Source organism: Serratia sp. L9, from assembly GCF_050632285.1.
GTDB lineage: Bacteria > Pseudomonadota > Gammaproteobacteria > Enterobacterales > Enterobacteriaceae > Chania.
In genome coordinates this window covers 1,834,168-1,857,682 of the sequence record NZ_CP192591.1, presented here as the reverse complement: position 1 = coordinate 1,857,682, position 23,515 = coordinate 1,834,168, and the positions used below count along the sequence as shown (strand labels likewise).

The following is a 23,515-nucleotide window of genomic DNA, read 5'->3' as shown; positions in this document are numbered from 1 at the left end:
CTTCGGGAGGGGGCGTGAGGATCTGGCTACCCATAACTGACCAGCATTTCCCCTTACTCCGGCTTGTGCTGAACCTCTTTCCATACCTTAAGCGCCAACAACACCAGAGCGCCAGCTCCTAACACCAGGCATAGCCAAAGCAGGCCTTTTTTCCACAGGCTGGCTTCTTCAGTAGCATCCAGGGCACTCAAACGTTCGGTGCCACCCAGCACGACTTTGGCTTGGAAATCAACCGATGGCAACCCGTCCACAGACACTGTTTCACGCAGTGCTTGCGGGATCAACGTGTCCAAAGGGATCGCCTGAGGCTCGGCCGCTTTACTTCCCCAGGCCAGCAGGAACGGGGGCTTCCTTGAGCATTGAACACCAGCGTTTGCCTGTCACGCTCTGCGGTGACCTCTGGCAGCCGATCGCCCCACTGCTGGTTGATGCCCTTCAAGCGAATACCTTGCACCAATAAACCCTTCAACGGGATCGCTTCTGCCGTGCGCCCGTTCACCGAGTAAACCACCTGCTTGGTCAGCGGATGCCAGCTGTCATTCGCTGCACTGCGGTAGTCAATCTCGAGCGGCAATACGGTATTGCTTTGCGCAGGGCTGATGCTGATATTGTTCAACGGCTGGGGATTTGGCCAAGTGTATTCTGCCTCGCTGGCAGAAATGGCTTTATGGTCAAAGGATAAAGCGATCCTCTGCTGCTCCGTGCGGCTGGAACTGGCAATGCCTTGTACTGAGTTGATCTTCAGATCCGGCGCCATTTTGGCATCGCTAAACACCAATAACAGATAACGGGTACTGGAGTAGCCGCCGTCATTATCCAGATCGACAGTATCCAGCAACAACCGATCGGTACCAGAAACCAGGTCCATCAAGGGAGCATCAACCACGCTACTTGACCAATTTTTTAAATCTCTGCTGTACAAAACACTGACGCGGGCCTGCCAGTTTTCGGGTAGACGATCCCAGGCCAGTTTTAACTGGGTCAAACGGGGATAGCTGCCTTCATGCTGTGGCACTTCCAGCAAATAGGTCGGCCCCATCTCCTGCCCACTCTCCACGGGCAGGGTGATCTCTACTCCACCCGCCGATTTCAGCGAAAACATTTCCCGCTCCTGCCGGGTCACTTTTTTGCCGTTCATCGGGAACAGGCGCAACGGATAGGTTTGGCTATCATTCTGGGTGGTGATATTCCCTGTCAGGGCAAACGGCACCGCCAACCCCTGATTGTTGAACACGCGCACATCTCGCAGATCCGGCCAGACACTCCCGGTATACACCTCTTCCGGCAAATCTATGCGGAAAAACGGTTCGTTACCTTCAGTGGTTAAAGGGAAGCCATAAGCGAAATCTTGAGGTTTCTCTGTAACGGCAGCCGGTTGAGCACCCGCCATACCTGCCAGGAAAAGCGAGCTCAACAACCACCAGCTATTCAGTTTTACTTTCATACATTCCCTCGTTCGCTTTCCACATTGGACTCCTTGATGCGCTCGGTTTTGGGGGTAATGGCGAAAAATAGCCCACAATCAACACCAGTATCGCTACGCCAATAAACGCAACGGCCCGGGCTAATCCCCCTCCTCTTGCACTATCCACCAGCATCAACTTGATAATCACCAGCCCCAGTAAGGCGGCCCCGCTGAACCAGACTTCACGCTGCCGATGGCGGGTTGACCACAACATGACAAACAGCGCCGTCAGCATCCACACTAATGCGAAGGTAGTCTGCACCAGGCGGGAACCCCAGAGGATATCTGCCCGCCAGGCAATATCGGCATAATAAGCTAACGCACGCAGGATCAGACCGTTGCCCCACCAGAACAGAGCGGCTGCGGTAAACAGCGGCAGCCCCAGTTTCAACCCTGCGGCGTATTGCGGATATTCCCGGCGAGCAAACCGCCCCAAAATAATCAGCGCCAGGATCGCAAAGCCAGCGCCTTCCTCCAATGGGTTCAGCAAAGGCAAATATTGCCAGCCGGTAGTCACACCATCGAAGACGTTGCCCACGACCAGGAACAGCAAGGCCAATACCGCCAGCGGAACCATGGCAATGGCTCCATAAAGTTGGCGATGCGCGGCAAACGGCCAAAATTGCCTACGCAGTGCACCGTGGGTGGCCAAAATGATCAGCGCGATAAAACCAACCTGCAGACCAAGCCGCCACTCGTCCATCCCCCACGGCAAGCGCGTCGTGCGCCAGAAGACCTCATAACCCAGAGCCAGCAGCGCCATCCAGAACAGCGACAGGTGCAGGCCCTGATCCAACAAGCGTAGCGGCAGAGCACCCGCATCCCGCTTCAACAGCCAATAGGCTACCGGCAGGGCCAGCAACCAGGCCAGATTCAGCCAGCCTGATGCCAGTAATGAATCCCAGCTCGTCAGTTGGAAAAGCAGCATGGCTAACATACCCGGCCATAGCAGCCAAACGCTATAGCCCAATTCCAGCCAGGCCAGCCTTTGCGCTGCCCATCGCCACAGCACTACCGACAAGGTCACCAGCACCAGAACCAGGAACGCGGCCTGATCGGCGATTAAATGCAGCCTGGCGGCAAAGCCTGACAGGCAGACCAGCCACAGGAAAATCCCCCGGCCAGGAAAGCACGGCTGACTATCAACCGCAGTTCTGCGGCAGCTTCAAGATCGCGCCAAAGGAAGGCCACCGCGAGCCAGGTTAAAGCCAATATGGCGAAGACCAGCGTGAAGGACAGAGTAGACATTCCCGCATTAAAGGCCACCACCGCAGAAGCCAGGGCCAGCACTAATAACCCGGAGCCGCTGAGGCTCATACGGATTTGCTTTTGCGCACGCCCCAACCAGAGGATACCGACCCCTTCCAGAGCCCAGGCCATGGAGGTCCACTCGGCGGAGAGCGCCAGTGGGATCGCCAGCGTGGTAAACACACCGCCCAACGCCAGCCCGGATATGGCCAGCATCTTGCCCAATGAGGGATAGCGCTTCAGCGCAGCCCAGGCCAACAGCAGATATGCCAGGCCAAAACCGAGCGCAGAAAACGCCGGGCCGAATTCCCACTGGCGAGTGATCAGATACTGCATGCCAAAGCCTATCAGCGGCGGGCCAAACAGCAGTACGCCATCAATAACTTTCTCACCAGGGAGCTGTGAGCGCAGGGTCAGGGCGAGGCACAGCACGCCAAAGATCACAATATTGGCAATCAGGAACAGTTGGCAGCCCAGGTAGTCCGCTGGCAGATAATTGTCCATCCCCCAAAGCCCGGCGACACCGAACGAGAAGATAAAACCCAGCAGATTGAGCGGCCGCCATGGTTGCCAGACACTGATCGCCAGAATGCCCAGCGAGAGCAATAAATAGTAGGAAAATAGCGCGATATAACTGCCACCGCCGGTAGAGAGCAGCAACGGCGAAAGGTAACCGCCGAGACTGGCAAGCATCGCCAGGCTGAGCGCCCGTTGTAATACCGCCAGCCCCACGCTGGCGGCACAGATAACCAGCATCAACCCGAAGGCCAGCATATGTGGCAAGAGCTGGTAAAGCCGGAAGGCACCGAACACGGTGATATAGAGCGCCCCCACCGCGCCACCTTGGAGGATCAGCGCATACAGCGTCTGCTTAAGACGCAGGCGCCAGCCAAACCACAGTAAAATACCACTGGCCGCCGCCGCACCCATCAGCCTGAACTCAATGGGCAGCATGTCACGTTCAACACTGTATTTCATGAGATAGGCCAGCCCGAAGAACAGCAGCAGGACCCCCAGTTTAGCCAGTGGATTACCTTGCATAAACCAGGAAATCAGCCCACTTAGCAGGACGTTTTTCTTCTCTTCAGGCGTATCAGCAACGGGTTGAGTCGCAGATGACCAAGGGTTGACCGTTACCGGAGCCACGGATCCAGCAGGGGCGAACACCTCCGATGGAGGGGTGAGGGGTTGTTGTGGAGCCACGCTGCTGGCAGGAGCAGGTTGTGGCGTAAAATCATCCACTGTAGGCACCGCCGCCACCGGTTGCGCCACGGGAGCAGAAACCACCCGAGGGGGCCCGGTTTTGGAGCTCGCAAGGCTATCCACCTGCTGACGTAGCTGGGTGATGGTGAGTGTGAGTTGTTCAATTTCCCGCTGGTTGCGTTTGCCACGCCCGAGCGCTATCACCACCGAAATGGGTAATACCACCAGGCATAACAACAACGCCAGTCCGGCGATAAAAATTAATCCGTCCATGGTACAGCCTTCAGCTCATGTGTCGTGACGATAGTCTTACACCAAAAGATAACTATCGACAATGGATCGATAGCCTCCACAGCGTTCTGATTACGATTTTTCCTGATCTGGCGCAACGGGCTGTACCGGCTTGATACGTGGGTATTTCCATAGCCAGCGTCCACTCACCATACGCCAATAGAAGAAGGCTCCACGTACCGCCCAGTCAAAGAACATGCCCAGCCAAACCCCGATAACTCCCATGCCAAGCACCACACCCAGGGTATAACCCGCCACCACACGGCAACCCCACATGCCCAGCATCGACACCCACATGGCAAATTTGGCATCGCGTGCCCCTTTCAGCCCGGCGGGCAGCACCCATGAAGCGGCCCAAATTGGCATAAAGGCGGCGTTAAGCCAGATCAGGATTTTGACTACCTCTTTAACATCCTCTTCCTGGGTATAAAACGAGGCAAACAGCCCCGCAAAGGGAGCGGTTCCCCAGGCCAGCACCGTCAACCCAATAGTAGACAACCAGAACACGTGGCGCAGTTGCCGCTCAGCCTGAGCAATCTGCCCTTTCCCCAAACGCTTGCCGACGATGATGGTCGAAGCCGACCCCAAGGCGTTACCCGGCAGGTTAATCAGTGCCGCAATGGAGAAGGCAATAAAGTTACCGGCGATGACGTTAGTGCCCATTCCGGCGACAAACATCTGCGTCAGCAATTTGCCGCCGTTAAACAGCACTGACTCAATGCTGGCCGGAATACCAATCCCCAACACTTCCTTCAGGATATTGCTGTTTAACGGCGTGAAATAGCTCTTTAGCGAAATCCGCAGCGCCGGGTTAAGTCCCACCATAAGGACATAAAGAATGCCGATAGCACCGAGATAGCGGGAAATAGTCAGCCCCAGCCCGGCCCCCATAAAGCCCAACCCGCTCCAGCCAAACACCCCGTAAATCAGCGTACTGCTGATCAGGATATTGAAGATATTCATTCCACCGTTAATCAGCAGCGGGATTTTGGTATTGCCCGCGCCACGCAAGGCACCACTGCCGATCAGCGCAATGGCCGCTGCCGGGTAGCTCCACACGGTGGTTTGCAGATAAGAGAGCGCCAACGCTTTGACTTCAGGCGTGGCTTCACCGGCAATCACATCGATTATCTGCTCCCCGGCCAGATGGATCCCCGCGGCCAGCACCAGCGCCACGGCCGTCATCAGCACCAACGATTGGCGCGCTGCCGCCCGCGCCCGGTTACGATCCCGGGTGCCAAGGCTAAAGGCCACCACGACCGTGGTGCCCAAATCCACCGCGGCAAAAAAGGCAATAATGACCATATTGAAACTGTCTGCCAGCCCCACACCCGCCATCGACTCTTTGCCAAGCCAACTCACCAGGAATGTGCTCACCACTCCCATCAACAGGACGCAGGTATTTTCCAACAGGATTGGGATTGCCAACGGCGTGATCTCACGCCAAAAAAGCACTCGATAGCTTTTTCGCTTGGCATACCAGTGCGTTTTGGCAACGCTCTGGCGCAGTACTGCGGGTAGGTTCAAGGTTGGCCTGTAGCAAGGGAGTGAAACATCGTTTCAAATGATGGTTTATCGGCGCTTATTCTGCAAGGTATTTTTTCTCATTACGCATATTGAATGTTAATATCGTTATGCAGGTATATTATTTTCATAAATTTTATTTTAAAACTTTGGGATGTCAGTTTTGGAATTTATAAATTTAATGAGTCGTGACTTGTAATTATTACAAGAAGGAAATAGAGTGGCTATTTTAGCTAGCCACTCATCGTAAACTAATTATAACTTTCTGCTGTGGATTTAATATGATCAGAATGTAAATAAATATCATCTAAAACTTCTATTGGGTAACGGGTTTCTTTCTTATCAACATCAAACAAGCCAATATACATTTGATTCCGATTAAAATGAAGCCTACAAATAGGTTTTCTATTGTTATCGTCAAGTAATATACCGAAATAGCTTTTCGTATCCCTATGAGAAATCCTACTAGGCTCAACAACAGTACGAATTATGGATTTTACAATATGGAATCCCTCAATCTCATTTTCCGTGGTAACAATGGCCTCAGCTTCTGGAGCTACAGTTATTGTTTGCTCCGTATCATCCTCTTTCGGCTCATTAATTGTTGAAATTTGCGCGGTACCGCTTATTGCAGATTTAAGACGCTCATTTACTTGATCATTTAACCACTGAGTAGCGGCTTTTTTAGTTAGTGTAGCAAACAACTCTCGAACTTTTTGAGTCAGAATTCCATCATAAACTCGGGATGCAAAAAATTTTACAAAGTCCTCCTCAGGATTATTAAACTGAGTTGAAAATATTTTCTTAATTTGGCTAACATATTTCAGCTCACCAGCGGCATTTACTATTGACTCTACATCAAACGCTGACTTGGTTAACTTAACAATTTCTGGAACGACATTTTCATCAATATCTAACAAGTCGAGTTCTAAAAATGGTTTTTCATCCATCTTATTAGGAGCGTCAAGATCGGTGAAAAATTTATATACCTGCCCATTAGTCAAAATAGATATTCTTGCATTGGTAACATGGAAGTATCTAAATAACTGTGATGCATGGTTGACATTGAGTGGCTCGCCGATTTTTTTACACTCGACAAGTATTTGTATTTCATTGCTTTTTAAAATAGCGTAGTCAATTTTTTCGCCCTTTTTTGTACCAACATCACAGATAAATTCTGGAGTAACTTCTGTTGGATCAAAAACATCATAGCCAAGTACCTTATTTATGAAAGGCATGACAAAAGCGCTTTTTGTAGCTTCTTCCGTTTGAATGATAACGGCTTGTTGTTTGATCTTAGCTGAAAGACTATACAGCTCGTCTAAAAGCCCCATAAAACTTCCTCCATGTCAAATAGTTACAATTATTCACTATACATAATCTATATAAAAAAAACTGTTGTTGAATTTTTTCTTCTCAGAACAAGACAACGATCACTTAATTTCAACATAAACGAATCACACCAATTTAATTAAGTTAAAAAATCAAAAGATCTCCTAACCCAGCTTAATGTAAGTCGGTTTAAGTAGACTAATTTCCTCTTCTTTGGGAGGGAAGGTTTAAGGTAAGGGGAAAAACTATGCGCCCTCACTCCGCCTCTACCACTTTGGAAGAGAGGTGGAGTGATAAACATAGTGCTAATTTTTAAGTATTTATTTTCTACTACCTGAAGTTACCCTTAGCGCTCTTCATCAATTAAAAAATCAATTTCTAGTTTAATCCCTTTAAATAACTCTGATTTATAATTAGCTTGTAAATAATTCACAATCAATACTAGATTGATATGCAATTATATAAAAGTACCTGATCCTGTTTAATTTTATATGCCGAAAACTTCAATACCGACAACTAACACAAACTTGGTAATGCCGAATTTCCCTTTACCTCGCACCTCGGGTACCATCATCACTGGCTGTATAAAAAAACAGGTAAAAAGATGCAACCCTTACTTCTGCGATCCAGCAAGATAGCGCGTGACCAGTTCCGTGGTGAAACCATCCATAACGGCAAATTCCTGAATTGTGATTTCTCTGGTGCGGATCTGACCGACACCCAGTTTATTGGCTGCGTTTTCTATGATGAAGAAACCCAGCTCGGCTGTTGTTTCAACCGGGCCGTGCTGAAAGATGCCAGCTTCAAAAGCTGCGATCTCTCCCTGGCAGACTTGCGTAATACTCAGGCCCTCGGTCTGGAAATCCGCGAATGCAAGGTGCAGGGTGCCGATTTCCGCGGGGCAAATTTTATGAACATGATCTCGCAGCGCACCTATTTTTGCAGCGCCTTTATCACCAAAAGCAACCTGAGCTACGCTAACTTTTCCAAGGTGGTACTGGAGAAATGCGAACTGTGGGAAAACCGCTGGAATGGTGCCAACGTGCTTGGCGCATCGTTTATCGGTTCGGATCTGTCAGGCGGGGAGTTCAACCATTTTGACTGGCGCTCCGCCACCTTTAACCACTGCAATCTTACCGGCGCGGAACTGGGGGAATTGGATCTCCGCCAGGTTGATCTGGAAGGAGCGCAGTTAGATAGCCAACAAATCGTCGGGTTGATCGACCGGTTAGGGATTATATTGGTCAGTGACTCATAAACTGTCATCAGACATTATCTTGATTTTGTTTGATTGTTAGCCAATGATTTCACACTCCCTTTTTTCTAAGGAAGACATCATGAACCAAGCGGCCACCGTACTCTACACAGACGCAAACTTTTTCAGCCCTTATGCCATGTCGGCTTTTATCACGCTGACGGAAAAAGGTATCCCTTTTACCGTTAAACCGGTGGATCTGTCACAGGGTGAAAACCGCTCTCAGGCTTATGGCTCCCTGTCGTTAACGCACCGTGTACCAACGTTGGTGATGGATAATTTCCAGCTTTCCGAATCCTCAGCCATTGATGAATACTTAGAAGAGATCCACCCCGCTCATCCAGTCTATCCACGTGATGTCAAACAGCGTGCCAAAGCCCGTGAAGTCCAGGCCTGGCTACGCAGCGATCTCCTGGCGTTACGGGCAGAGCGCCCAACCGAGGTGATTTTTTGCGCTGGCAAATTTGCCCCGTTGAGCGAAGCGGCTCAGCAGGCTGCGCAGAAGTTGATTGCCGCCACCGAAAGGCTGTTAAGTCATGGGCAGGATCACTTGTTCCGTGAATGGTGCATCGCCGATAGCGATCTGGCGCTGATGCTTAACCGGTTGGTCATGCACGGCGAAGAAGTCCCTGAAAATATCCGCCATTATGTACAAAAACAGTGGCAGCGCCCGTCGGTACAGGCATGGTTGGCCTTGCCGGAAAAAATGCGCGGTTAAAAAGCCGGCGGCCACGACGCCGCCGTTCTCAAGGCTGAGAAACAACATCACTTCTTGCAGAGAAGGGGGATACCCTCTGGCAGCCGGGGCCACCGGGGGTATTCCCTATGAATTTCAAATTGCAGCCAGCACAGGTAACAGCGCTGCAGCTTGAAAGGCGATGGGTTTTTTCAGGTTCTGGGGATTAGCAGCTCACATCGATACACAAGTATTTCAGTTCCAGATACTCTTCAATCCCGTAACGCGACCCTTCACGCCCAAGCCCAGATTGCTTGATACCACCAAAGGGGGCGACTTCATTGGAAATCAGCCCGGTGTTGATGCCCACCATGCCGTATTCCAGCGCTTCGGGTACTCGCCACTGGCGGGAAGCGTTCTGAGTGAACAGGTAAGCGGCCAGGCCAAATTCAGTATCGTTAGCCATGGCGATAGCTTCTGCCTCGTCATGGAAACGGAACAGCGGAGCGACCGGGCCAAAGGTTTCTTCTTTGGCAAAGCGCATTTGCTGCGTTACGCCAGTGACCACCGTCGGTTGGAAGAATGTACGGCCCAACGCGTGCGGCTGGCCGCCGGTGGCGATTTGCGCCCCTTTGATCAGCGCATCATCAATGTGGCTCTGCACTTTATCTATGGCTTCTGCGTCGATCAGCGGCCCCTGTGTTATGCCTTCCTGCGTGCCATCGCCCACCTTCAGTTGCTCTACCGCTGCCACCAGTTTCTCCACCAGGCGCTCATAGATGCCGTCCTGCACGTAGATGCGGTTGGCACAAACGCAGGTCTGGCCGCTATTACGGAATTTAGAAGCCATGATGCCAGCAACGGCTGCGTCCAGATTAGCGTCGTCGAACACGATAACCGGCGCGTTGCCACCCAATTCCAGTGAGAGCTTTTTAATCGTTGGAGCACATTGGGCCATCAGGATACGCCCGACTTCGGTTGAGCCAGTGAAGCTCAGCTTACGGACTACCGGGCTATCGCACAGCACTTTACCGACCTGGGCCGCTTCACCGGTGACCACCTGCAATACACCTGCCGGGATCCCGGCATCCTGAGCCAGTTTTGCCAGTGCCAACGCGGTTAAAGGAGTTTGTTCTGCCGGTTTGACAATCATGGTGCAGCCTGCCGCCAGCGCGGGAGCGGCTTTACGGGTGATCATGGCCGCCGGGAAGTTCCATGGAGTGATCGCCGCGCAGACGCCGATTGGCTGTTTCACTACCACCAGGCGCTGTGAAGCTTGCGGTGCCTGCAACACGGCACCGTCAATCCGTTTGGCCTCTTCGGCAAACCAGGTGATAAACGAAGCGGCATAGGCAACTTCACCACTCGCTTCCGCCAACGACTTGCCTTGCTCAGCCGTCATCAGTTGTGCCAAGTCTTCCTGGGCCGCCATGATTTTATCGGCCCAAGCCAGCAGCAGCACTGAACGCTGCTTGGCGGTCTGTTGTTTCCAGCCAATCTGCGCTGCTGCGCAGCATTGATAGCCTGTTGGGTTTCTTCGGCACTTACCAGCGGCACGGTGGTCAACTCAATACCGTTGGCTGGGTTGATCACGGCTTCACGTTTGCCACTTTGTGCGTCACACCACTCGCCGTTGATCAAACACTGGCTGCGTAACAGATCGGGATTTTGCAATTTCATCGTTATAGCTCCTTATTGGCTCAGTGCGCGGGAAAGGATCGCCAGCGCCTGATTAAACTGGGCATCGGGAATGGTCAGTGGATACAGGAAACGGATCACGTTACCGTTCACACCACAACTGAGCAACAGCAGCCCTTCTTCCTGCGCTTTTTGTTGTACCTGACGGGTAAATTCCGGCGAAGGTTTGCCGGTGGCCGGATCGTTAAACTCCACTGCCACCATCGAACCCTGGGCACGGATATCAACAATGGCCGGGCAGAAGCTGCGGGCCTGTTGCAGCACTTCCACCAGGTGTTGGCCCAAACGCTGCGAGCGCTGGCAAAGCTGTTCTTCTTCAATCACATCCAATACTGCCAGGGCGGCAGCCACAGCGAGTGGGTTACCGGCGTAAGTCCCACCCAGCCCGCCCGGTGCCGGGGCATCCATCACCTCGGCACGGCCTGCCACGGCAGACAGCGGCATACCGCCAGCCAGGCTTTTCGCCATGGTGATCAAGTCTGGTTTTACCGCGTAATGATCCATCGCGAACAATTTGCCGGTACGGGCAAAGCCAGTCTGCACTTCGTCGGCAATCAGCAGGATGCCATGGCGATCGCACAACGTACGCAGCGCCTGCATAAACTCTGGCGGAGCAACGTTAAAGCCGCCCTCGCCCTGCACCGGCTCCAGCACAATTGCGGCCACCTGCTGCGGATCGATGTCGGCTTTAAAGATGCGCTCCAGGCTGTTCATGGCGTCTTCAGTGCTAACACCATACAGCGCATTAGGATACTGGCCGTGGAATACCGAGCCAGGGAACGGGCCAAAACCCAGTTTGTAAGGGGCCACTTTGCCGGTCAGCGCCATGGTCATGTAGGTTCGGCCATGGAAGCCGCCACCAAAGGTGATCAAACCGGGGCGGCCAGTATGAGCACGGGCGATCTTCACCGCATTTTCTACGGCTTCGGCACCGGTAGTGAAGAAGGCAGTTTTACAGGTGCCTTCAATGGGGGCCACCTGGTTGATGCGCTCTGCCAACGCAATATAGCTTTCGTAAGGGACAATCTGGTAAGCGGTGTGAGTGAACGACTTAAGCTGTTTTTCAATCGCGGCGATCACTGTCGGATGGCGGTGGCCGGTGTTAAGCACGGCAATGCCCGAGGCGAAGTCGATGACTTCGTTACCTTCCACATCCCACAAAGTGGCATTCTCTGCACGCTCGGCGTAAAAACCACACATCACGCCAATCCCACGTGGGGTAGCGGCCAGACGACGTTGATTCAATTCTGCGTTTTTCATGCTGTTCTCTCCGGGCGGTGCCAGTTGTCAGTTTTGTTCACAAGTATGAAACAATGTCGTTTATTTACACAGGATGTGGCCCTATAATCTAGTGCCAGTTACGATTAATTAAGGGATCCAATTGCGTTCATTAAGCGGTGACCTGTTGCTACAGCGTCTGGGCGAACAGCCCGATGATAAACTGCATAAGCGTTTGTATAATGCGATCCGCACCAGCATTCTGGACGGCAGCCTGCCCCCCGCCAGCCGCTTGCTTGCCTCACGCGATCTGGCGCAGGAGCTAGGATTGTCACGCAACACGGTGCTAACCGTTTATGAACAATTACTGGCTGAAGGATATGTGTTTTCACGCCAGGGAAGTGGAACTTTCGTCGCAGAAACGGTGCCCGACAGCTGTTTATCCACTTCCAGCTATCCCATTAGCGGTTACGGTGAGCAACGGCAGGTTGAGCTGTCGCAACGGGGCGCACAGCTGTTGCAACATGCCAGCGCCAGCCCGAAACAATGGGGAGCCTTTATTCCTGGAGTGCCCGACGTTAATGCCTTTCCCCATCATATTTTCAGCAAGATCCAGACCCGCCTCAGCCGCCGCCCGACATCGCAACGCCTGACTTACAGCAATCAGGGCGGTAGCCCGGAACTGCAACATGCACTGGTGGACTATCTGCGGGTGTCACGTTCGGTACGCTGTTCGCCAGAACAAATCCTGATTACCGAAGGTATTCACCAGGCTATCGATCTGGTGACCCGTATGCTGTGCAATCCTGGCGATAACGCCTGGATCGAAGAACCGGGCTACTGGGGCATCCGCAATATCTTGCGGATGAACGATGTGAATATTTGCCCGTGGGAAGTGGATGAAGCTGGCATGGTGCCGCCGGAACAACCGGCGGGGTTACCCCGGCTGATTTTTGTCACCCCTTCGCATCAATATCCCTTGGGCTCGGTAATGAGCCTGGCCCGTCGGCAACGGCTGCTGGCGCTGGCCCGGGCCGCCGGTGGTTGGATCGTGGAAGATGATTACGACAGTGAATTCCGCTTCTCCGGCCAGCCGATCCCCGCCTTGCAGGGGCTGGAAGCCGATGCACCGGTGATTTACATCGGCACTTTCAGCAAGACGCTCTATCCGGCCCTGCGATTAGGTTACGTGGTATTGCCAAAACCCTTGGTGAGCCAGTTGAAAACGGCCCACGCCGAGCTTTACCGCGGCGGGCACCTGATTATGCAGGCAGCACTGGCGCAGTTTATTCAGGAGGGCCACTACACCGCACATATTCGCCGTATGCGCCTGCTGTATGCCAAAAGACGGGGGTTCCTCACCACATTGATCGAGCAACATCTGGGGAAACAGGCGCTCAACGAGTTCAACAGCAACGCCGGGCTGCATTTGATCCTCAATCTGCCTGATGATACCGACGATGTGGCTATCGCTACAGCCGCAAATCAGCGTGGGGTATTGGTGCGGGCATTATCGCGTTATTACATGCTGCCCAATGCCCGACGTGGCCTGCTGATGGGGTTTGCCTGCGTGCCTGAAGAGCAGATGGCGGCAGCATTCAGCGTATTGCTGGAATGCATTAATCCGCCAGAAAACACCTGAGATTTACGTTTACCTCTGCCCGCTCCGATAAGAGAGCAGAGGTTTTAGCGCGGCTGGAAAAAGAGTTACAGCAGGTGGGAAATATCATCATCGCCAACGGCAGGAGGCGCCTTGCGCATCCCCTTGGTCAGCCACAGCAGATAGAGAAAACCGGCAAACAGCCAGGCAAAACCGACCTTCAGCGCTTCAGGATCGAGGTTGAACCACAGCCACACCGACATGCCAAAACCGATCAGCGGCAATAGGCCGTATTTGAACATGGCGTTCAGACCACGGCGCTTTTCGTTAATCAGGAAGTGTTTGATCACGCTGAGATTAACAAAGGTAAATGCCCCCAGCGCTCCGAAGCTGATCATCGAAACCACCATGCTCAAATCCATCCACAGCGCCAGCAGTGAGATGATGGCAACAAAGACAATCGCACGCCACGGCGTACGGAAACGAGCATGAAGATGGAAGAACACCTTACGCGGCAGCACGCCCTCACGCCCCATGGCGTAAAAGATACGTGAAACACCGGTCTGCGCACTCATGGAAGAGGCATACACTCCGGTCAGGTAAGTGGCCATAAAGAAGTTGTACATCCACTTGCCGCCAACATGTTCCGAGATAATCAGGCTGGAGGTGTCCTGATAGGGGATCAGTGATTGCCAATCCGGATAAGCCAGATGCGCGGCATAAGAGACGGCGACAAAGATCGCACCGGCACTGATCACGGTGATCAGGATCGCGCGGGGCAGCGTGCGTTTGGCATCGTCGGCCTCTTCTGCCATGGTGGCAATGGCATCAAACCCCAGGAATGCCAGACAGAGCACGGCGGCCCCGGCAATCAGCCCCGAGAAGTCACCGGCATCCACCAGCAGTGGCTTCATCAACGCCTCCGGGCTGAGATCGGCATCGCTAAATGCCAGCACGATAAACAGCACGATAAATACCATCTGCAGGGCAATCAGCGTGAAGTTGACCGAACTTAACAGACGTACACCGAGGATATTCAGCGCACTGACGCTGCCGATGGAAGCAAGAATAAACACGTAAGCCGGGATCGACGGGAATGCCTCGTGCAAAAAGATACCTAAAACCAAATAATTAAGCATAGGCAGGAACAGATAATCGAGGATCTGCGCCCACCCCACCAGGAAACCGGTTTTACCCCCAAAGCTGCGCTGCACGTAAGAATAGGCCGACCCAGCCAACGGCATGGCGTTGGTCATCCGGCAATAGCTCAGTGCGGTAAACAGGATGGTAACGATGGTAACCAGGTAAGCGACGGGCAGATGGCCCTGGCTTAGAACGGTAACCTGCCCGTAGGTGGTGAATACACCGAGCGGCACCATGTAGGCGAGACCAAACGCGACCAGGGCAGGGGTTTTAAGAACTCGTTGCAACTGAATGTTTTGCGGCATTACCGTATCATCTCCTGGCGCAGCTCAGCTCCACTAAGGGCCAATCCCAATAGGCTATTTATTTGCTGCGGAAAAAATCAAGGGCACGGATTCTGGCACAAGAAAGGCTACCGGGGAAGCGAACAATCGACTTTCACTCCCGCGCACGGCAATAGGTAACGAGCTGGATCCCAGCCCGTTGAATTATTGTTTAAGTCATACGTTAGAGACGTTGCAATGCAACGCCTCTAACATCCCACGGGAAACAACCTGGATTAAGCCTGGTATATGACCTGGCCACCAACCAAGGTCCGCTCAATGCGGGTTTGGTACAGTTTTTCTGCTGGTTGCTCAAACAAATTATGGTGCAGCACAATCGCATCGGCAAATTTGCCCACTTCCAGAGAACCAATGTACTGCTCTTTGGCAATCATATAGGCCGCATCAATGGTGGCTGCACGTAGCGTTTCGAGCAGTGTCAGGTCGCGATCGTTATCCAGGCGTGGCCCGGCGGGGTTGCCTTCGCTATCCCAGGCACGGCGAGTCATTCCGACCTGCAGGTTATACCATTCGTCCAGGCGGTCTATCGGCCAGTCACTGCCATAAGCCAGGCGCGCACCGGCATCCAGGAAGCGGGCCGCAGGCTCCAGATGAGGGAAACGTTCTTCCCCCAGCATTTCCCGTTCCTCATCAATCAACACCCCCGGCAATCCGGCCCACTGGAATGACAACACCGCAGTGGCTCCAAGATCGGCAAAGCGCGCATATTGATGGGGCGCAACCAGCTCGTTATGCGCCAGCCCTGGGCGGATATCTTTGCCGGGGCAGGCGGCACGCATCAGCTCAACAGCGTCCAGCACCTGCTCGATTGCCCCGTCACCCACCGTGTGAGTATGCGGGTGCAGACCGGCACGGCCACATTCGACCATCAGCGCGTTCAGCACCGGCGTTGTGAAATAGAGATCGCCATAGCGTTCACTCTTTTCACCATGATGTTCCAGATAAGGCTCTAACAATGCCGCCGTCATGGTCGGTGGTTGCAGAACTCCATCCACAAACAGCTTGAGATGATTGACCGCAATACCGGCTCGTGGCGTCCAGGCTTGGCTGCTCCACTGCCTGGCGAAAGCAACCACTTCCTGCACCGCGCGGGCGGCATCTTCCGGCCCTTGCACGCTGTCTGGGGTCACTTCTTTGGCACCGAGTACACGCAGCGTCAGTTCACCGCGTTCGCGCAGCGCAGCAAAGGCTTCAAGCTGCTCTGCAAAAACCCGGGTATCCATGACCGTGGTCACGCCCTGGGAATGCAGTACCTGCTGAACATGGGCCGCCACCTGCACGTTCTGTTCTGCCGTGCCGGAAGGGATACTGTCGAAAGCACGCATCGCCGGGGCGTCTTCCAAAATGCCAGTCAGCTTGCCTGTGGCATCGCGGGCGATCTTACCGTCTGTCGGCACGGGGGTATGTTCATCAATCCCCAGCATCTCCAGCGCACGGCTGTTGGCCGCCAGCGTGTGGCAATCATTGGCAAATAATGCCACCGGGCGTTTGGTGTTCAGGCTATCGAGCAGTTCGCGGCTCATGTCTGCCCCCACCGGCATCATCGCCTGACGCTGCCAGGCGCGTACCGTCAACCATTCGTCATCCTGAGCCGGGTATTTATCCAGGTGCGCCTGAATATGCTGCAATGTCTGCTCTACCGTCAGCGCCGCATAATGCAGGCTGCAACCTTTAAGCTGCTTGCCGCCCCAGAACGGATGCATATGGCTGTCGATCAGGCCCGGCATCATCATTTTGCCGTTCAGATCGACCCGTTCGGTCGTCGGCGTTGCCAGAGCAAGCAACTGCTCATCATTGCCTACAGCAAGAACGTATCCCTGCCCTATCGCCAACGCGCTGCAAATGCTGTCTGCCGCATCCGCCGTGTAGATAGTGCCGTTGTAATAAATTACGTCGGCGGCTTTTGCTACTGCTGTCATATCAAAAGTCTCAAAACCTCACAAAATGACCCTAAGTATAGATCTGAGTCGTGCCAAAACTGAAATCCTTCGCCCAGTTCCCGTTCTCTCAATGCAGGCGGCGAGTCAGTTTCAACGCACACAGGAAATCCTCGTCATGCGCGACCACCAGCCCACAATGTTGTTGTTCAAAAACCAGATTAAGTGGGCCAGACAGCGTTTCGCCATTGGCAAACTGACAGGTTAATTGATGTAGGACGAAATAAGGGGACTGCGCAAAATAAGCCATAAGCACTCCTGAACGAGATCAAACCATTCCCAGGCAGCATTGGCTTGCTCGGCATGGGGCCCGATATCAACAGGGGGAGTTGTTCATTCTCGGTCATGATTCCGCAAAGAGAGTAGAGTGAATGTTTACCCTTTGGCGATCAGATTGCCGATAGGCAACGGGTAAAAATCGGGTAGATATTAGCCAATCTTATGCATCAATAGCCAGCGGCAACACAGATCCATGAGGTCTATCACATTCAGCACATCCGCGTTTCCCAAGTGCGGCGACAACGGCTAAATTGATCTCATCCGACCACTTCAAGGTCGTTTATAATTATAACAACTCATCCCCTATGGATTTCACGTTGCAGCTAGGCGACAAGCTTGCTCATCCCCAGGAACTTGCTTTTGGGTAAGTGACTGGGGATGAGCAAGTGCAGGTAACAACGCTGCAGCTTGAAAGACGACGGGGATACGATTTGGAGACTGCAATGAGCGCTTACCCTCACCTACTGGCCCCGTTGGACCTCGGCTTCACCAAGCTGAAAAACCGGGTGCTGATGGGGTCGATGCATACCGGCCTGGAGGAACTCCCCAATGGCCCGGAGCGCATGGCCGCATTTTATGCCGAGCGCGCCGCTGCCGGTGTCGCCCTGATCGTCACCGGCGGTATCGCACCCAATGAAAAAGGGGTGGTTTATCGCGGTGGATCTACCCTGAGCCAGCCGCAGCAGGTAGCTCATCACCAGATCGTAACCAATGCGGTCCATCGGGCCGGGGGCAAGATTGCCCTGCAAATCCTGCATGCCGGGCGCTACAGCTACCAGCCGCAGCCCGTAGCCCCGTCTGCGCTACAGGCTCCTATCAACCCTTTCAGCCCGACAGCGTTGAGCGAACAGGAGGTTGAGCAGACCATCACCGATTTCGCCAACTGTGCGGCCTTGGCGCAACAGGCCGGTTATGACGGTGTGGAAGTCATGGGCTCTGAAGGTTATCTGATCAACCAGTTCCTGGTGGCACGCACCAACCAGCGCAACGATCAATGGGGTGGCAGCTTCAGTAACCGCATGCGTTTCGCCGTTGAGATTGTACGCGCCGTACGCCAGGCAACGGGCCCGGAATTTATTCTGATCTATCGCCTTTCGATGCTCGATCTGGTGGAGGATGGCTCCAGTTGGCAGGAGATCGAACAGCTTGCTGTTGCTATCGAACAGGCTGGCGCCACGCTGATCAACACCGGGATCGGCTGGCATGAAGCGCGGATCCCCACTATCGCAACTATGGTGCCGCGCGCCGGGTTCAGTTGGGTGACGCGCAAATTGATGGGTAAGGTGCGGATCCCGCTGATCACCACCAACCGTATCAACGACCCGGCAGTGGCGGAGCAGGTATTGGCTGATGGCTGTGCCGATATGGTTTCCATGGCACGCCCCTTCCTGGCCGACGCGGCATTTGTGCAGAAAGCGGCCGAAGGACGAGCAGATGAAATCAACACCTGCATTGGCTGCAACCAGGCCTGCCTGGACCAGATTTTTGAAGGCAAGCTCACCTCTTGCCTGGTGAACCCACGCGCCTGCCGCGAAACCGAAATGCCGCTGGTTGCCACGGCAAAACCGAAAAAACTGGCTGTGGTGGGAGCCGGGCCTGCCGGGTTGGCTTTCGCTACTACTGCCGCCAGCCGTGGGCACCTGGTCACCCTGTTCGACGCCGCCGATCAGATTGGCGGTCAGTTTAATATCGCCAAACAGATCCCCGGCAAAGAAGAGTTCCACCAGACATTACGCTATTACCGCCGCCAGTTGGCACTCAATGAAGTAGAGCTAAAGTTAGGGCAAAAGGTGCAGGCTCAGGATCTGGCCGATTTCGATGAGGTGATCCTCGCCTGCGGCATAGTGCCGCGCATGCCAGCAATACCGGGTATCGAACATGCCAAGGTGTTGAGCTACCTGGACGTTCTGCGTGATAAAAAACCGGTTGGCCAGCGGGTAGCCATCATCGGAGCCGGCGGCATCGGCTTCGACACCGCCGAATACCTCAGCCAGCACGGTACCTCCAGCAGTCTGGATCAGGAAGCGTTCAACCACGAGTGGGGAATCGACCCGCAGTTTAGCCAGCGTGGCGGCTTGAGCGCACAAGGGCCAACGGTAACCACGGCACCGCGCCAGATATTCCTGTTACAACGTAAAACCAGCAAAGTGGGTGAAGGCTTGGGGAAAACCACCGGGTGGATCCATCGCGCCAGCCTGGCGGCACGCGGCGTAAAAATGCTTAACAGCGTGAATTATCAACGTATTGACGATGAAGGTTTGCATATCCTCCGAGCCGAGCAGGAGAGCTGCTTGCCGGTAGATAGCGTGGTGATTTGTGCCGGGCAGGAGCCGCGTCGTGAATTACAGCAACCGCTGCTGGAGATGGGGAAAATTGTACACCTGATTGGCGGTGCCGATGTGGCCGCCGAGCTGGATGCCCGCCGCGCTATCGATCAGGGGACGCGGCTGGCGATGGCGATCTGAATAATTGGGCGCAGCCTGATTCAGCTGCGCCCCTTATTATTCATTAATACCGCGCACCAGATTTGGTCGCTTTGAGGATCAAAAACTTCTGGTTCGAGGCCACCGTGGTGCAGTTGCCGAACAGGCGCCGCAGCTTTTGGTAGTAATCCAGATGGCGGTTGCCGACGATATACAACTCGCCCCCCACTTGCAGGCAACGCTTGGCATCGCAGAACATTTGCCAGGCGGTGTGATCGGTGATCGCATGCTGCTGATGGAACGGCGGGTTACACAGCACCGCACGCACGCTCTCACGCTCAATGCCTGCCAGCGAATTGTTCACTTCAAACTGGCAGCGATCCATCTCTTGTGGCAGGTTATGTGCCACATTCAGCTCGCTGGATGCCACCGCCATATAAGACTCATCGATGAAGGTCATCTGCGCTTGCGGGTTCTGCACCAGCGCTTGCATACCGAGAATGCCGTTGCCACAACCGAGATCGACAATATGGCCGCTTAAATCATGCGGCAGATGTTCCAGGAACAGACGCGCCCCGATATCGAGACCGCCCCGTGAGAACACGTTGGCATGGTTGTGGATCATCCAATCGGTGCCATCAAGCAGCCAGTCGGTGGTTTGCGGTACCACCGGTGGCACGATGTCGGCTACCTGGCAATAAATCAGGCGGGCTTTCTTCCAAGCCAGGCTGGTGCGCGTTGGGCCAAGCACCCGCTCAAATACCTGCATGGTCGAGGTGTGGACGTCGCGCGCTTTGGCACCGGCCACGATCAGCGTATCCGGCGCGACGACTTCACGCAGCGCCCGCAGTTGCTGCTCCAGCAATGCCAGCGCTTTTGGAATACGCATCAGCACTACCGCCGGGTTGGCAGGCAGGCTGGCCAGGCTGTCTTGTAGAGTGACCTGCTCAACGTCCAGTTCATTCAGCACGAGATTATGGCGGGTTGCCAGTTGGCTCATGTATGAATCACTGATGCTGTAAGGTTTAAAACCGTGCAGGGCACAGGCCAATGTGCCGAAGTTGTCATTGAAAATCAGCACCGGGCGCTCACCGATAGCTACATTTTCAAGCTGTTGCAGAAGATATTCGTCTGCCGCTTCCCACGCCTGTAATTGGGTGGATTCTTCCTGTTGGGGATAACGCTCCAGCTCAAGTTGCTGTGTTCCCAGATCGAGTTGGCTCATTGCCCCTCCTGACTGATAAATTTGGGCTGTTTATCCCCTAAAAACGCTCATCAGTAAAATGTTTTTTGGGATTAATTACCCTTTACGGGATTTGAATGAAAAAACGTCATACAATACCCGCCCCGGTTTAGCACTGAATACTGAACAACATGCCCGATCTGACCTACCTGCAAGGCTATCCAGACCACCTGCAAACGCAGGTGCAGCAACTGATCAAACAGCAACGGCTGGGGGAGGTGCTGTTGCAACGCTACCCGCAGGTTCATGACTGCACCACTGACAAATCGCTTTATCAGTTTACCGTCGATTTGAAAAACCAGTATCTGCGCAATGCCCAACCGCTGAGCAAAGTGGCCTACGACAGCAAGATCCAGGTGATGAAACACGCACTGGGCATGCATACCGCCATTTCCCGGGTGCAGGGTGGCAAACTGAAGGCCAAAGCCGAGATCCGCGTGGCAACGGTATTTAAAAATGCTCCGGAACCCTTTCTGCGCATGATCGTGGTTCATGAACTGGCTCATCTGAAAGAAAAAGACCACAACAAGGCATTCTATAGCCTGTGCTGCCATATGGAACCCCGCTATCACCAGTTGGAATTTGATACCCGCCTGTACCTGACCCATTTATCGCTGTTTGGCCAACTCTATGAATAGGCAGCTTTTTTAATCAATTATTCGCCTAATGATTTCGGCGTGATAATCTGGTTCTCCAAGCTATTTCCTCGTGGGAACCGGAGTGACCTATGATTCGCTTTGCCGTTGTTGGTACCAACTGGATTACCGAACGCTTTATCGATGCTGCCCATGAAAGCGGCAAAATGAAACTGACCGCTATCTACTCGCGTAAGCTGGACCAGGCACAGGCGTTTGGCGTGAATTACCCGGTTGAACACTTTTTTGACTCGCTGGAAGCCCTGGCGCAATCCGACGTTATCGACGCGGTATATATCGCTAGCCCCAACTCTCTGCATTGCCAACAATCCCTGCTGTTCCTCAGCCATAAAAAGCATGTGATTTGCGAAAAGCCGCTGGCTTCCAACCTGCGCGAGGTGGAAAAGCTGGTGGCCTGCGCACGGGAAAACCAGGTGGTGCTGTTCGAAGCGTTCAAAAGTGCCCACTTACCAAACTTTATAGCTTTGCAGCAGGCGTTACCCAAGCTTGGCAAGCTGCGTAAAGCCTTCCTCAATTATTGCCAGTATTCATCCCGCTATCCGCGTTATCTGGCAGGTGAAAACCCGAACACCTTCAACCCACAGTTTTCCAACGGTTCGATCATGGATATTGGCTATTATTGCCTGGCCAGTGCCGTGGTGTTGTTTGGTGCACCAAAAACCGTGCTGGCCAGCGCAGCATTGTTGGATACCGGGGTAGATGCCCACGGCAGCGTTTGCCTGAACTACGGTGATTTTGACGTTATTATCAGCCATTCCAAGGTCAGCAACTCGGATATTCCAAGCGAGATCCAGGGTGAAGAAGGTACGCTGGTGATTGAAAAGATCTCCGAGACCCAAGAGGTGGTGCTGACGCCGCGTGGCGAAAATCGCCAGGTTCTGACCCAGCCGCAACATATCAATACCATGCTGTATGAAGCGGAAGTGTTTGCTGGCCTGGTGGAAAAACAGCAGGTTGAGCATATTGGGCTGGAAAACTCGCTGATCGTCGCCAGTCTGTTGACCGAGATCCGCCGCCAGACCGGCGTGATATTCCCCGCCGACGGAGAATAAGATGAAACCGCTGCTCTTGATGCAAACCGGTGACGCACCGCAGGCTATTCAGCAGGAATTGGCCAACTTTGACCAAATGTTCCTGCAACAAGGTAATATCGCCACCGATCGCGTGCATATCGTGCATCTTCCTGCCGGGGAAGCGTTATTGCCGCCGGAAAGCTACTGCGGCGTGGTGATCACCGGCTCCCCGGCGATGGTGACCGAACGATTGCCCTGGAGCGAGCAGGCTGCAGAGTGGCTGCGCCAGGCAATGCACATCAGGCTACCTATCTTTGGCGTATGTTACGGCCACCAGCTTCTCGCCCACGCCCTGGGCGGCGAAGTGGGTTACCACCCGCAAGGGATGGAAGTGGGCACGATTGAAATTGAGCTGCTGCCAGCAGGCAGCAGCGATAGACGCCTGGCAATGCTGCCCCCACGTTTCAAAGCCAACCTGATCCATTCGCAAAGCGTGCTGACCCCCCGCCTGGGGCCGAAACGCTGGCCAGTTCGCCGCAGGATGCCAATCAGATCCTGCGCTATGGCGATAATGCCCTGACCACCCAGTTCCATCCAGAATTCAACGGTGCGGTGATGCAACGCTATCTAAGCTGGCTCGGCGAGCTGGATCCTGCCAACCAGCAGGTTTATCGCCTTAAGCAGCAACAGGTTAGCGATACGCCGTTCAGCCAGTTGCTGCTGCAAGGCTTTGTCGTCAGTCTTGGGGCGCAGCAATCATTAGCCGGGTAGCATTTTAAAAAGTTGACCGCCGACACATTTTGCATTACTTTCTGCGCTGCAAAGGGGAGTAACTTCATTGCCGGTTAATCGTCATTACGATGCGCAAGCATCCGGTTACCGGGCAACCTGATGTTCAAGGTGTCATCACCTTCATCAACGTTGTAAGTGAGACCTTGCCGGAAGGCGAGGTTTGCTTGCAGCGTTC

The 23,515-nt window shown here is 53.7% G+C and carries 13 protein-coding genes and 4 pseudogenes; 7 read left to right on the top strand and 10 right to left on the bottom strand.

Translation table 11 applies throughout. The annotated features are described in order from the left end of the window. Window positions 1-53: 53 nt before the first annotated feature. The 4 genes and pseudogenes from ACQ86O_RS08810 to ACQ86O_RS08795 all read right to left on the bottom strand — a co-directional run bounded on the left by ACQ86O_RS08810 (window position 54) and on the right by ACQ86O_RS08795 (window position 7,065). A pseudogene (locus tag ACQ86O_RS08810) lies at window positions 54-1,390 on the bottom strand (DUF3999 domain-containing protein). A gap of 34 nt (window positions 1,391-1,424) precedes the next feature. Next, window positions 1,425-4,189, bottom strand: a pseudogene (locus tag ACQ86O_RS08805) (DUF2339 domain-containing protein). Window positions 4,190-4,279: 90 nt separating this feature from the next. Further along, window positions 4,280-5,734, bottom strand: coding sequence for an EmmdR/YeeO family multidrug/toxin efflux MATE transporter (locus tag ACQ86O_RS08800; RefSeq protein WP_431224915.1), 1,455 nt, complete (start codon window positions 5,732-5,734; stop codon window positions 4,280-4,282). Window positions 5,735-5,982: 248 nt separating this feature from the next. Next, on the bottom strand, window positions 5,983-7,065 hold the full coding sequence (locus tag ACQ86O_RS08795; protein ID WP_431224914.1) for a type I restriction endonuclease: 1,083 nt from the start codon (window positions 7,063-7,065) through the stop codon (window positions 5,983-5,985). Window positions 7,066-7,667: 602 nt separating this feature from the next. Between ACQ86O_RS08795 and ACQ86O_RS08790 the strand changes: the two genes are divergently transcribed. Together ACQ86O_RS08790 and yfcF are read left to right on the top strand one after the other, a co-directional pair. Beyond that, entirely contained in the window at window positions 7,668-8,321 is a 654-nt protein-coding gene (locus ACQ86O_RS08790) for a Qnr family pentapeptide repeat protein (protein ID WP_431224913.1), read from the top strand. A 79-nt stretch (window positions 8,322-8,400) separates the two neighbouring features. Then, a complete protein-coding gene (gene yfcF, locus ACQ86O_RS08785; RefSeq protein WP_431224912.1) occupies window positions 8,401-9,036 on the top strand; it encodes a glutathione transferase in 636 nt (211 codons plus the stop codon). A gap of 184 nt (window positions 9,037-9,220) precedes the next feature. Here the strand turns inward: yfcF and ACQ86O_RS08780 are convergent. Both ACQ86O_RS08780 and ACQ86O_RS08775 read right to left on the bottom strand, forming a co-directional pair. Further along, window positions 9,221-10,674 (bottom strand): annotated as a pseudogene (locus ACQ86O_RS08780) (NAD-dependent succinate-semialdehyde dehydrogenase). Window positions 10,675-10,686: 12 nt separating this feature from the next. After that, entirely contained in the window at window positions 10,687-11,952 is a 1,266-nt protein-coding gene (locus ACQ86O_RS08775; RefSeq protein ID WP_431224911.1) for a 4-aminobutyrate--2-oxoglutarate transaminase, read from the bottom strand. 121 nt (window positions 11,953-12,073) lie between these two features. Here ACQ86O_RS08775 and ACQ86O_RS08770 point away from each other — a divergent pair, with 121 nt between their 5' ends. Continuing rightward, complete coding sequence (locus ACQ86O_RS08770; RefSeq protein ID WP_431224910.1) at window positions 12,074-13,552, top strand: PLP-dependent aminotransferase family protein; 1,479 nt, start codon at window positions 12,074-12,076, stop codon at window positions 13,550-13,552. A gap of 65 nt (window positions 13,553-13,617) precedes the next feature. On the opposite strand, the gene ACQ86O_RS08765 is transcribed toward ACQ86O_RS08770, so the two are convergent. The 3 genes from ACQ86O_RS08765 to ACQ86O_RS08755 all read right to left on the bottom strand — a co-directional run bounded on the left by ACQ86O_RS08765 (window position 13,618) and on the right by ACQ86O_RS08755 (window position 17,184). Then, window positions 13,618-14,958, bottom strand: coding sequence for an APC family permease (locus tag ACQ86O_RS08765; RefSeq protein ID WP_431224909.1), 1,341 nt, complete (start codon window positions 14,956-14,958; stop codon window positions 13,618-13,620). 254 nt (window positions 14,959-15,212) lie between these two features. After that, the gene (locus ACQ86O_RS08760) at window positions 15,213-16,916 is read right to left on the bottom strand and encodes an amidohydrolase (RefSeq protein ID WP_431224908.1); all 1,704 of its coding nucleotides are present in this window, start codon (window positions 16,914-16,916) and stop codon (window positions 15,213-15,215) included. Between the two features lie 88 nt (window positions 16,917-17,004). Further along, the gene (locus tag ACQ86O_RS08755) at window positions 17,005-17,184 is read right to left on the bottom strand and encodes a hypothetical protein (RefSeq protein ID WP_431225848.1); all 180 of its coding nucleotides are present in this window, start codon (window positions 17,182-17,184) and stop codon (window positions 17,005-17,007) included. A gap of 472 nt (window positions 17,185-17,656) precedes the next feature. Here ACQ86O_RS08755 and ACQ86O_RS08750 point away from each other — a divergent pair, with 472 nt between their 5' ends. Then, on the top strand, window positions 17,657-19,678 hold the full coding sequence (locus tag ACQ86O_RS08750; RefSeq protein ID WP_431224907.1) for an FAD-dependent oxidoreductase: 2,022 nt from the start codon (window positions 17,657-17,659) through the stop codon (window positions 19,676-19,678). A gap of 43 nt (window positions 19,679-19,721) precedes the next feature. Here ACQ86O_RS08750 and rlmG read toward each other — a convergent pair whose 3' ends face one another. Then, a complete protein-coding gene (gene rlmG / locus ACQ86O_RS08745; protein WP_431224906.1) occupies window positions 19,722-20,861 on the bottom strand; it encodes a 23S rRNA (guanine(1835)-N(2))-methyltransferase RlmG in 1,140 nt (379 codons plus the stop codon). A 149-nt stretch (window positions 20,862-21,010) separates the two neighbouring features. Between rlmG and ACQ86O_RS08740 the strand changes: the two genes are divergently transcribed. The 3 genes and pseudogenes from ACQ86O_RS08740 (at window position 21,011) to ACQ86O_RS08730 (ending at window position 23,319) form a co-directional block, all read left to right on the top strand. Further along, complete coding sequence (locus tag ACQ86O_RS08740; protein ID WP_431224905.1) at window positions 21,011-21,517, top strand: M48 metallopeptidase family protein; 507 nt, start codon at window positions 21,011-21,013, stop codon at window positions 21,515-21,517. Window positions 21,518-21,606: 89 nt separating this feature from the next. Continuing rightward, the gene (locus ACQ86O_RS08735) at window positions 21,607-22,587 is read left to right on the top strand and encodes a Gfo/Idh/MocA family protein (RefSeq protein ID WP_431224904.1); all 981 of its coding nucleotides are present in this window, start codon (window positions 21,607-21,609) and stop codon (window positions 22,585-22,587) included. Window position 22,588: 1 nt separating this feature from the next. Further along, a pseudogene (locus ACQ86O_RS08730) lies at window positions 22,589-23,319 on the top strand (glutamine amidotransferase). Window positions 23,320-23,515 lie beyond the last annotated feature (196 nt).